The sequence below is a fragment of the Rhizobacter sp. OV335 genome (genome assembly GCF_900142965.1).
GTDB lineage: Bacteria > Pseudomonadota > Gammaproteobacteria > Burkholderiales > Burkholderiaceae_C > Rhizobacter.
In genome coordinates, this window is the sequence record NZ_FRCQ01000020.1 from 44,242 (window position 1) to 54,443 (window position 10,202).

12 protein-coding genes and 1 tRNA gene are annotated in these 10,202 nt (G+C 66.8%); 10 read left to right on the forward strand and 3 right to left on the reverse strand.

Translation table 11 applies throughout. The features are described from left to right. Window positions 1-89: 89 nt before the first annotated feature. A complete protein-coding gene (locus BUE42_RS19935) occupies window positions 90-728 on the reverse strand; it encodes a Smr/MutS family protein (RefSeq protein WP_073467043.1) in 639 nt (212 codons plus the stop codon). After that, window positions 725-1,399, reverse strand: a complete 675-nt coding sequence (gene radC / locus BUE42_RS19940) for a RadC family protein (RefSeq protein ID WP_073467044.1) — start codon at window positions 1,397-1,399, stop codon at window positions 725-727. The genes BUE42_RS19935 and radC overlap by 4 nt, the downstream gene beginning before the upstream one ends. Window positions 1,400-1,470: 71 nt before the next feature. Here radC and BUE42_RS19945 point away from each other — a divergent pair, with 71 nt between their 5' ends. The 7 genes from BUE42_RS19945 (at window position 1,471) to BUE42_RS19975 (ending at window position 6,044) form a co-directional block, all read left to right on the forward strand. Beyond that, a complete protein-coding gene (locus BUE42_RS19945; RefSeq protein ID WP_073467045.1) occupies window positions 1,471-1,914 on the forward strand; it encodes an FKBP-type peptidyl-prolyl cis-trans isomerase in 444 nt (147 codons plus the stop codon). Window positions 1,915-1,928: 14 nt separating this feature from the next. Continuing rightward, window positions 1,929-2,888 carry a 4-hydroxy-3-methylbut-2-enyl diphosphate reductase gene (gene ispH / locus BUE42_RS19950; protein WP_143171643.1) on the forward strand — a complete coding sequence of 320 codons (960 nt, stop codon included), beginning with the start codon at window positions 1,929-1,931 and terminating at the stop codon, window positions 2,886-2,888. A 36-nt stretch (window positions 2,889-2,924) separates the two neighbouring features. Next, window positions 2,925-4,220 (forward strand): serine--tRNA ligase, encoded by a 1,296-nt coding sequence (gene serS / locus BUE42_RS19955; protein ID WP_073467047.1) that lies wholly within the window; start codon window positions 2,925-2,927, stop codon window positions 4,218-4,220. Between the two features lie 75 nt (window positions 4,221-4,295). After that, window positions 4,296-4,383, forward strand: a tRNA-Ser gene (locus BUE42_RS19960). 284 nt (window positions 4,384-4,667) lie between these two features. Then, window positions 4,668-5,021 carry a hypothetical protein gene (locus tag BUE42_RS19965; protein WP_143171627.1) on the forward strand — a complete coding sequence of 118 codons (354 nt, stop codon included), beginning with the start codon at window positions 4,668-4,670 and terminating at the stop codon, window positions 5,019-5,021. Window positions 5,022-5,242: 221 nt separating this feature from the next. Beyond that, window positions 5,243-5,617 (forward strand): 2OG-Fe(II) oxygenase family protein, encoded by a 375-nt coding sequence (locus BUE42_RS33840; RefSeq protein WP_073467049.1) that lies wholly within the window; start codon window positions 5,243-5,245, stop codon window positions 5,615-5,617. Between the two features lie 223 nt (window positions 5,618-5,840). Continuing rightward, the gene (locus tag BUE42_RS19975; protein ID WP_073467050.1) at window positions 5,841-6,044 is read left to right on the forward strand and encodes a hypothetical protein; all 204 of its coding nucleotides are present in this window, start codon (window positions 5,841-5,843) and stop codon (window positions 6,042-6,044) included. 60 nt (window positions 6,045-6,104) lie between these two features. Here the strand turns inward: BUE42_RS19975 and BUE42_RS33845 are convergent, their stop codons facing one another. Continuing rightward, window positions 6,105-6,416, reverse strand: coding sequence for a hypothetical protein (locus BUE42_RS33845; protein WP_235002477.1), 312 nt, complete (start codon window positions 6,414-6,416; stop codon window positions 6,105-6,107). Here BUE42_RS33845 and BUE42_RS19980 point away from each other — a divergent pair. The 3 genes from BUE42_RS19980 to BUE42_RS19990 are packed head-to-tail and all read left to right on the forward strand — an operon-like array spanning window position 6,396 to window position 10,195. Further along, window positions 6,396-7,625: a glycosyltransferase family 4 protein gene (locus tag BUE42_RS19980; protein ID WP_073467051.1), complete on the forward strand. Its 1,230-nt coding sequence runs from the start codon at window positions 6,396-6,398 to the stop codon at window positions 7,623-7,625. The two genes, BUE42_RS33845 and BUE42_RS19980, sit on opposite strands and share 21 nt — an antisense overlap. A 55-nt stretch (window positions 7,626-7,680) precedes the next feature. Continuing rightward, window positions 7,681-9,849 (forward strand): peptidase domain-containing ABC transporter, encoded by a 2,169-nt coding sequence (locus tag BUE42_RS19985; protein WP_073467052.1) that lies wholly within the window; start codon window positions 7,681-7,683, stop codon window positions 9,847-9,849. After that, window positions 9,842-10,195 carry a hypothetical protein gene (locus BUE42_RS19990; RefSeq protein ID WP_073467053.1) on the forward strand — a complete coding sequence of 118 codons (354 nt, stop codon included), beginning with the start codon at window positions 9,842-9,844 and terminating at the stop codon, window positions 10,193-10,195. The genes BUE42_RS19985 and BUE42_RS19990 overlap by 8 nt, the downstream gene beginning before the upstream one ends. Window positions 10,196-10,202 lie beyond the last annotated feature (7 nt).

Sequence of the window (10,202 nt, forward strand, 5' to 3'; positions counted from 1 at the left end):
GGGGATGAAGGGCCGCGTGGCATTTGTTGCCTTGCTTACGACCCGACGCGCATGCGACGAAGCACGCCAGATCGTGACGCGGTATGACGTCAGCGCAGCGCGCGAAGCAGCACGATCACCGCGCCGTGACCGCCTTCGTCGCCGCGCGCCTGCACGAAGGCGAGCACGTCGGCCTTCTGGATCAGCCAGCTGCGCACCTTGCCCTTGAGCACCGGTTCGCGGCCGGGCGAGCCGTTGCCCTTGCCATGCACGACGCGCACGCAGCGCATGCCGCCGTGCACGGCATCATGGACGAAGGCGGTGAGCCGTTCGCGGGCCGCATCGCGGCGCAGGCCGTGCAGGTCGACCTCGCCCTGGATGGCCCAGCCGCCGCGGCGCAGCTTGCGCAGCACGTCGATGCCGATCTCGGGGCGGCGGTAGGACAGCTGGTCATCGGTCTCGAGCAGCGTGACCGGGTCGAACTCGTCGGAGAGGGATTCGCGCAGCGCGCGCTCTTCATCCAGCTCGCGCTGGCGCGGCTCGGGCGAAGGGGGCGTCGGCAGCGCGTGGCGACGGCCGCTGGGCGCCATCGGCTGCACGCGCCCGACGCTGGCCGAGAACAGGTTGGCCTCGCGCAGCCGGCGGGCTTCTTCCTCGCGGGCGCGGGCCTCGCGCTCGGCCGCTTCGCGCTGCGCCTGCCTCAGCGCCTCGCGGATGTCGGCCAGGTCCTGCAGGCTGCGCAGGGTCACAGCAGGCCCCGCTCCACGAACGAGACCACGTCGGTGTCGCCGACCACCAGGTGATCGAGCACGCGCACGTCGATCATCGCGAGCGCCGACTTGAGCGTCTGCGTCAGCGCCTCGTCGGAGCGCGAGGGTTGCGCCGAGCCGGAAGGGTGGTTGTGCGCGAGGATCACCGCGGCGGCGTGCAGCTGCAGCGCGCGCTTCAGCACCTCGCGCGGGTAGACGCTGGCCTGCGTCAGCGAGCCGCGGAACATCTCTTCCATCTGGATCAGCCGGTTCTGCGCATCGAGGAACAGCACCGAAAACACCTCGTGGCCGCGCCCGCCGAACTGCAGCCGCAGGTAGTTCTTGACGTTGACGATGTTGTCGAGCACCGGCCGCTCGGTCATCTGCTGGCCGAGCGAGCGGCGTGCCAGCTCGAGCACCGCGCTGACCAGCGCCCGCTTGGCGGGCCCGAGGCCCTTGATGCGCTGCAGCGCCTGCGGATCGGCCTGCAGCAGCCCGGTGAGCCCCCCGAAATCGTCGAGCAGGCGCTGCGCGAGGTTCAGCACCGAATCGCCCTTGACCCCGGTGCGCAGCAGCAGCGCGACCAGCTCGGCATCGGCCAAGGCCTGCGGGCCGCGGGCCAGCAGTTTTTCACGCGGGCGGGCGTCGGCGGGCAGGTCTTTGAGCAGCATGGGCATGATCCGGCGGAACGGCGGGGCGCCGCACCTAAAATTGAGTCCAGTCTACCGAACCAGGATTTGCCTTGACCCACGTTCAACAGGGATCGTTCCTGACCCTGCACTACCGGCTGGCCGGCCCCGATGGGGTCGACCTGATCAACACGTTCGCCGACAAGCCGGCCACGCTCTCGCTGGGCAGCGGAGAGCTTTCGCCGGCGATGGAAGCGCGGTTGATGGGCCTGGCCGAAGGCACGCGGGCGTCGTTCGAGCTGGCCGCCGGCGAGGCCTTCGGCGAGCGCAACCCCGACATGCTGCAGCGCGTGAAGCTGGCGCTGCTGCACGAGTTGGGCGACCCCGACGAGCAGTACCACCTCGGCGACGTGGTGCAGTTCCCGACGCCTGATGGCCAGGCCTCGTACGCCGGCGTCGTGCGCGAGGTGGGCAGCGACTGGCTGCTGTTCGACTTCAACCACCCGCTGGCGGGCCGGCCCGTGACCTTTGAAGTTCAACTGATCGGGGTGCTGTGATGGGCGAGAACCACATGACAAGCCACACGCTGGACGAAGTGCTGCTGGCCGAGCCGCGGGGTTTTTGCGCCGGGGTCGACCGCGCGATCGAGATCGTCGAGCGCGCGATCAAGAAATTCGGCTCGCCGATCTACGTGCGCCACGAGATCGTGCACAACACCTACGTCGTCAACGACCTGAAGGCCAAGGGCGCGATCTTCATCGAGGACCTGGCCGACGTGCCGCCCGGCGCCACGCTGGTGTTCAGCGCGCACGGCGTGTCGCAGGCGGTGCGTGCCGAGGCGGCGCAGCGCGGCTTCAGCGTGTTCGACGCGACCTGCCCGCTGGTCACCAAGGTGCACGTCGAGGTGGCCAAGCTGCACAAGGAAGGCTACGACTTCATCATGATCGGCCACAAGGGGCACCCCGAGGTCGAGGGCACGATGGGCCAGCTGAACGAAGGCATCTACCTGGTCGAGGACGTGGCCGACGTCGGGCGCGTGCAGGTGGCGCAGAGCGAGAAGCTGGCGGTGGTGACGCAGACCACGCTGTCGGTGGACGATGCGGCCGAGATCCTGGCTGCGGTGAAGAAGCGGTTCCCGCTGGTGCGCGAGCCCAAGCAGCAGGACATCTGCTACGCGACGCAGAACCGGCAGGATGCGGTCAAGGTGATGGCGCCGCAGGTCGACGTGCTGATCGTCGTCGGCAGCCCGACCAGCTCGAACAGCAACCGCCTGCGCGAACTCGGCGAGCGGCTCGGTGCCGACGCCTACATGGTCGACCAGCCCGAAGACCTGCAGCCGCAGTGGTTCGACGGCAAGCGGCGCGTCGGCCTGACGGCCGGTGCCTCGGCGCCCGACATCCTGGTGCAGCAGGTGATCGAGCGGCTGCGCACGCTGGGCGCCGTGTCGGTGCGCAAGATGCCGGGCGTGATCGAGACCACGCACTTTCCGCTGCCCAAGGGCCTGGGCGACAAGTCCATGGCCGACGTCTGATTTCCTGAATTTCGATCCATCTACCTAGAGAGACTCATGCTCGACATCACCCTGCTGCGCAAAGACCTGGCCAGCGTCGTCACCTTGCTCGAGAAGCGCAAGTCGCCGCAACCGTACCTCGACGTCGCGCTGTTCCAGTCGCTGGAAGGCGAGCGCAAGACGCTGCAGACCCGCACCGAAGAACTGCAGGCGAAGCGCAACAGCTTGTCGAAGCAGATCGGCATGCTGAAGGGCAAAGGCGAAGACACGTCGGCCGTGATGGCCGAGGTGGCCGGCCTGGCCGACGAACTGAAGGCCTCGGGCGATCGGCTGGAGGCGATCCAGGCCGAGCTCTCGGTGATGCTGATGAGCGTGCCCAACCTGCCGCATGCGAGCGTGCCCGAGGGGGCCGATGAATCGGGCAACCTCGAGGTGCGGCGCTGGGGCGAGCCGCGCAGCTTCGACTTCACGGTGAAGGACCACGTCGACGTGGGCGCGCCGCTGGGGCTGGATTTCGACACCGGCGCGAAGCTCTCGGGCTCGCGCTTCACCTTCTTGCGCGGGCCGATCGCGCGGCTGCACCGGGCGTTGGCGCAGTTCATGCTCGACGTGCAGACCGAGAAGCACGGCTACACCGAGTGCTACACGCCGTACATCGTCAACCGCGAGGTGCTGGAAGGCACCGGGCAGCTGCCGAAGTTCAAGGACGACATGTTCTGGGTGAGCCGCGGCGGCGACGAGACGCAGGCCGAGCAGTACCTGATTTCCACGTCGGAGATCTCGCTGACCAACAGCGTGCGCGAGCAGGTGCTGGCCGAGAGCGTGCTGCCGATCAAGCTGACGGCGCACAGCCCGTGCTTCCGCTCCGAGGCGGGCAGCGCCGGGCGCGACACGCGCGGGATGATCCGCCAGCACCAGTTCGACAAGGTCGAGATGGTGCAGATCACGCACCCCGAGAAGAGCTACGAGGCGCTCGAAGAGATGGTGGGCCATGCCGAGGCGGTGCTGAAGCTGCTGGAGCTGCCGTACCGGGTGGTGGCGCTGTGCGGGGGCGACCTGGGCTTCGGCTCGACCAAGACCTACGACCTGGAGGTGTGGCTGCCGGCGCAGAACACGTATCGCGAGATCAGCTCGTGCTCGAACTGCGAGGCCTTCCAGGCGCGGCGCATGCCGGCGCGGTTCAAGAACGCGCAGGGCAGGAACGAGCTGGTGCACACGCTGAACGGCTCGGGCCTGGCGGTGGGCCGCACGCTGGTGGCGGTGCTGGAGAACCACCAGAACGCCGACGGATCCGTCACGGTTCCGGAGGCTTTGCGGCCGTATCTGGGCGGGCAGGTGGTGCTGAAAGGCTGAGGGGAGGGCGGAACGGCCCTTTTCCTGGGCTAGAATCCGCGGCTCGGCAGTTGACCCGCCGAAGCCCCAGTTTCAGGAGAGGTGGCAGAGTGGTCGAATGTACCTGACTCGAAATCAGGCGTACCGCAAGGTACCGTGGGTTCGAATCCCACCCTCTCCGCCAGTGATAGATCCGGCAAAGTTCGCCGAAGTCCGAGAAAGCCCCGCAAACCCTTGTGTTTCGGGGCTTTTTTCATTCGCGCGGCGGAGAACTTCCTGGGCCACGCTGGACGTGGCGATGCGCTTGGCCGAGCCGACGCGCGAAGGGCTGCCGACGCCGATCGCCGCGGTGCGCGAACACCCAATTTGACGTGGCCGCAAGACGTGCAAATGTTCTGCACAGTTGATTTCTAGACTCGCCCGATCGACGCCACCGCGCAGTGCAACCCGGTGTCGAAAGGAGAAGACATGAAGAACTGGACGCAGTTTCTGACGATGTTGTCGTTGTGTGTTTCGCTCGTGGTCGTCAGGGCAATGACCGTCGTGATGGATGCGTTCGTGCTGCACATCGAACGAAGGGCCGAGCGGATCTACCTGCAGGCCCAGGGCCTCGCCGTGAGCCTGGCCCGCGCCTACCTCCGGCACGTCAGGCTGGACATCGACCCACGGTGCCCCGCATGCCGCAGCGGCCTGCAGGTGATTGAGCGGGCGGAAGCGGTGCCCGGCCAGTCGATCGTGGCGGTGGTGGACGTGAGCTGCCAATGCGGGCTGTGCAACTCGCGCTTCGGCATGCCGCGGCATGGTGAAGACGAGCTGATCTAGGCCGCCGAGCCTCCCGGCGGGACAGGCAGGTCAGGCCTCGCGGCGTGGTGAGACGTGCCGTGAGGCTCGCCCGATTTCGCTGATGAAATCGATGCCTCGGGCGCAGCGCCATGGCGAATCGGCATGTCGCCATCTGGCTTTCAGATGTCCCTCTTCAGAGGGGCCTTGCGCGGGTGCAAGCCGTGGCTAGACTGCGCCGGGTCATCGGGAGAAAAAAGACAATGGCTTTCGTCAACGAGTACATCAGCGAGGCAGATGCGCTGGCGCACGCACCACCGCAGCCGTGGGTGGTTCATTCGCCTCGCGTGCTTTCGGTCCCGGGCTTGTTGCTCGCCAGCGAGTGCGCTGCGCTGATCGAACTGGCCGAGCAGCGAGGCTTTGGCGAGGCGACGGTGCGAACGGACGCGGGGCCGCAGTTCATGACCAATGTGCGCAACAACGAACGCGCGCAGTTCGAGGCGCCGGAATGGATCGATCTGCTGTGGCGGCGGATGGCTGCGATGCCGCTTCGCCGGAGGCGCCACGGATTTCCGGACCTTCGAGATCGTGCCGAAGGTGGGCAGCGGCTTGCTGTTCATTCATCACACGTGGCATGAAGGGGCCGCGGTGACGGAGGGGGTCAAGTACGTGCTCAGGTCGGACGTGATGTACGGCGTGCCTTGAAAGGAAACATCGTGGCGTTCGTGAATGAGTACATCATCGATGACGACCGGCAGGCGTACGGCATCGAGGCGATCGATCAGAACTTCGTGACCGGAGGAACAAATTCCCGCCAATGGACGATCGATCGAGAACGCGTTCTGGCACGGGGAACTCATCGTGGTCGATCTGTCGCTTGTGGACGCCGTCGGCAGCGACGGGAAGAGCGGCGCGGTCCGCTACCAGTTGCGTCAACTGCGCCTGCCACCATACCTCGACGCGCAGCGAGACGAGGTGATGTCGGATTTGCGCGAGGCCTTGCTTGCCTACAGGGATGGGGGTGTCTATGCGGTGGCGAGTTCTTTTGCTTTGGTGGTTGAGTAGCGGTTGCCGAGCTGACGATCATCAACTGGTACGTGGGCACGGCCAACAAGATCGAGACGATCAAGCTGGCCGATGGCACGCGACGGTTCCGGTCACGGTCACGGTACTGTCGAGCAGCGTGCCCACCGAGAAGGCCATGCCGGTCGTGGTGACGGGATGGGACGCGATGGCTGCCTCGCTGTCGAGCACACCGGTTCGCGAAGGCCTGCCGACGCCGCTGCACGCCGGCGAATCGCCGACGACACCGTCAGCGCATGAGCTCGCCTTCTCGTCGCCATCGACCCGGTGGCACGGTCCCTTGTCTCTGCGGCAGATGGCAGCTTGACGACACTCGCAGCGGAGAATCGCACGATGCGCGTCTTGGTGATCCATCAGAACTTCCCCGGCCAGTTTGGCCAGCTCGTCACGGCCTGGGCCAAGCGCACGGGCTGGGACGTGCGCGCACTCGGCCGCGAGACGGCGCCCGGGCTGCCCGGCTTCGACGGCCTGCTGAACTACAAGCTCGCGCGCGCACCGCATGCGCAGCAGCACGGCTACCTGCGGCAGATGGAATCGGCCACGCTGCACGGCCAGGCGGCGGCGCGCGCGATGCTGAAGCTGCGCGACCACGGCTTCAAGCCGGACGTGATCCTCGCGCACCCGGGCTGGGGCGAGACGCTGTATGCGAAGGACGTGTTCCCCGACGCGCGCCTCGTGCACCTGTGCGAGTGGTACTACAACGCCGACGGCCAGGACCTGGGCTTCGATGCGGAGTTTCCGATCAGCTTCGACGACCGCGCGCGCATCCGCACCTGGAACGCGCTGCACACGCTGAACCTGACGAACTGCGATGCCGCGGTCACCCCGACGCAGTGGCAGCGCAGCCGGCACCCGGAGATCTTTCTGCCGAAGATCGGCGTGCAGCACGAAGGCATCGACACCGACGGCCTCGCACCCGATGCGAATGCGGCGATCCGCACGCGCAGCGGCGTGGTGCTGAAGGCGGGCGACCCGGTCGTCACCTACGTGGCGCGCAACCTCGAGCCGTACCGCGGCTTCCACATCTTCATGCGGGCGCTGGAGCGGCTGCAGCAGCAGAACAAGACCTGCCACGCGATCATCGTCGGCGGCGACGGCGTGAGCTACGGCAAGCGCGTGCGCGATGCGACGAACTGGCGCGAGAAGATGCTGCAGGAGGTGAAGCTCGATCCGGCGCGCACGCACTTCACCGGCAAGCTGCCGCGCGCGCAGTACCTGAAGGTGCTGCAGGTGTCGGCGGCGCACGTGTACCTCACGTACCCCTTCGTGCTGAGCTGGTCGCTGCTGGAGGCGATGGCCTGCGGCGCGGCCATCATCGGCTCCGACACCGAGCCGGTGCGCGAGGCCATCACCGACGGCGAGACCGGCGCACTGGTGCCGTTCTTCGACGTGGCGCGCATCGCCGAGGCCACGGCCGGCGCGCTCGAAGGCGGCAGTGCCTGGACCGCCCGCCGGCTCGCCGCTCGCCAGCATGCACAGCGCTATTCGATGCAGGCGGGCCTGGCCGGCTACGACGCTTTGCTGACCGCGTCATCCCCCAAAGTGGGGACGCCGATTCCCTGAGGAATCGGCCCCGCGCTGGCTAGACTGCACCACACAAAATCGGGAGTGAGCCTCCATGACGAGGACGAGGGGTGGGGCGCCGCAAGCGGTGCCGCCACAGCAGCTGCTGTGGGCATTGGGATCGATCTGTTCGCTGCATCGTCAGCCGTTCTCGGCCGAGCTGGTGGCGCGCGAGTTTCCGCCGCCCTGCACGCACGCGACGGTGATTGCGGCAGGCCGTACGCTCGGCCTGAAGATCCGGCAGATCACGCTGAAGCCGGCGCGCCTGGAACGCATGGTGTTCCCGCTGCTGGTGGCGCTGAAGGCCGATGCCGCGGACGATGCGGCGCCGGTGTTCGGCATCGTGACCGCCGCGGTCGACGGCAAGGTGGTGCTGTTCAAGGCCGGCAGCGCGACGGCGAGCGAGCTCGATGCCGAGGCGTTCGCGCAGGCGATCACAGGCGAGGCCTGGCTGGCGGTGCCGGTCACTGCCGCAGCGGCCGACCCCGATGGCGCGGCCGGGGCGCCACGCTTCGGCTTCCGCTGGTTCGTGCCCGAGCTGATGAAGCACCGCGAGGTGTGGCGCGACGTGCTGCTCGCGTCGCTCGCGCTGCAGCTGATCGCACTGGCGACGCCGCTGTTCACGCAGGCCATCATCGACAAGGTGGTGGTGCACCGCACCCAGAGCACGCTGATCGCGATCGGCATCGCGATGCTGATCTTCACCGTCTTCACCAGCCTGCTCAGCTGGGTGCGGCAGTACCTGGTGCTGCACACCGGCAACCGGGTCGACGCGGTGCTGGGCGCTGCCATCTGGGAGCACCTGCTGCGGTTGCCGCTGCGCTACTTCCAGCACCGGCCCACGGGTGTGGTGGCGGCGCGGCTGCATGCGGTCGAGACGATCCGCGAGTTCGTCTCCGGCGCGGCGGTCGGCCTGGTGCTCGACCTGCCGTTCCTGGTGATTTGCCTCGGGCTGATGTTCTGGTACAGCGCCTTGCTGACCTGCATCGCGCTCGGCATCCTGGCGGTCATTGCGGTGGTGAGCGTGGTGATCGCACCGCTGTTCCAGGCGCGGCTGAACGAGCAGTTCCTGCTGGGCGCGCGCAACCAGGCCTTCGTCACCGAGCACATCGCCGGCTTCGAGACGGTGAAGAGCCTGCAGATGGAGCCGCAGCTACGCCAGCGTTTCGCCGGCTACCTGGCGAGCTACCTGCAGTCGGGCTTCAAGACCAAGCAGACGGCCAACACCTACAACATCTTCGCGACCACGCTGGACCAGGTGCAGACGCTGCTGATCCTGATGGTGGGGGCGTACACGGTGATGACGGAGCCGAGCTTCACGATCGGCATGCTGGTGGCCTTCCAGATGTTCTCCGGCAAGCTGAGCCAGCCGGTGCTGCGCATCGTCGGGCTGTGGAGCCAGTTCCAGCAGGCTTCGCTGAGCGTGCAGCGGCTGGGCGACGTGATGAACGCGCCGGCCGAGCCGTACTCGATCACGCCGCAGCGGCAGGCGGGTGGCGCCGGCCGCATCGAGGTGCGCAACCTGGGCTTCCGCTACGCCGATGACCTGCCGCTGCTGTACCAGGACCTGAGCCTGACGATCCAGCCGGGGCAGACGGTCGCGATCATGGGCCCGTCGGGTACCGGCAAGAGCACCTTCGCGAAGCTGCTGATGGGCTTCTACCAGCCGAGCCAGGGGCAGATCCGCATCGACGACGTCGACATCCGCCACATGGCCGCCAACGAGCTGCGCGCGCACTTCGGCGTGGTGCCGCAGGAGACGGTGCTGTTCAGCGGCAGCATCTTCGACAACCTGCGCGCCGGCAACCCGGCCGCGAGCTTCGAGCAGGTGGTGCAGGCCGCGAAGATGGCCGGCATCCACACGACGATCGAGGCGTTGCCGCAGGGGTACCAGACCGAGATCGGCGAGCGCGGCAGCGGCCTGTCGGGCGGGCAGAAGCAGCGGCTGGCGATTGCGCGTGCATTGCTCAAGGGCCCGAAGGTGCTGATCTTCGACGAGGCCACATCGGCGCTCGACCACGACACGGCCGAGAGCTTCGCGAAGACGATCAACGCGCTGAAAGGGCGGGTGACGATGCTGTTCATCACGCACAACCTGCCGAAGCTGTTGAAGATCGATGCGGTGGTGCAGCTGCATGCGGAGGGCGGGCAGATGCTGCAGGCGGTGGCGCAGGAGTCTGCGCATCGTGGGATGGCCGGCGAGGGGACGGACGCTCATGGATGACGCCCTGTCGTTTCGGGGTCGGTGGCCCCAAGGCCTTCGTCTCTTCTGGCTCCTGCTGAATAGCTCCCTCTTGTTTTCGTATCTCGCGTTCATCGCTTGGTATGAGCTGACGAATACGGCTGACCGTGAATTGCAGGGCGCGGACAAGGTGTTCTCGGTGGTGCTTTCGGCAATTCAATTGTTTCCGGCTGCAGTTTTCCTGCTGATTTTCCTCAGGTCACCATCTCTTCTGAGGCTCGGCAAGTGCCTTGTCTTTCAGACGGTTTCCATCGTGCTGGCAAATGCAATGGCTTTTCTTGTAGGGTTCTTTTATTTACGGCACGTGTCGGGGTTCAATTTCTCATAACCAACAT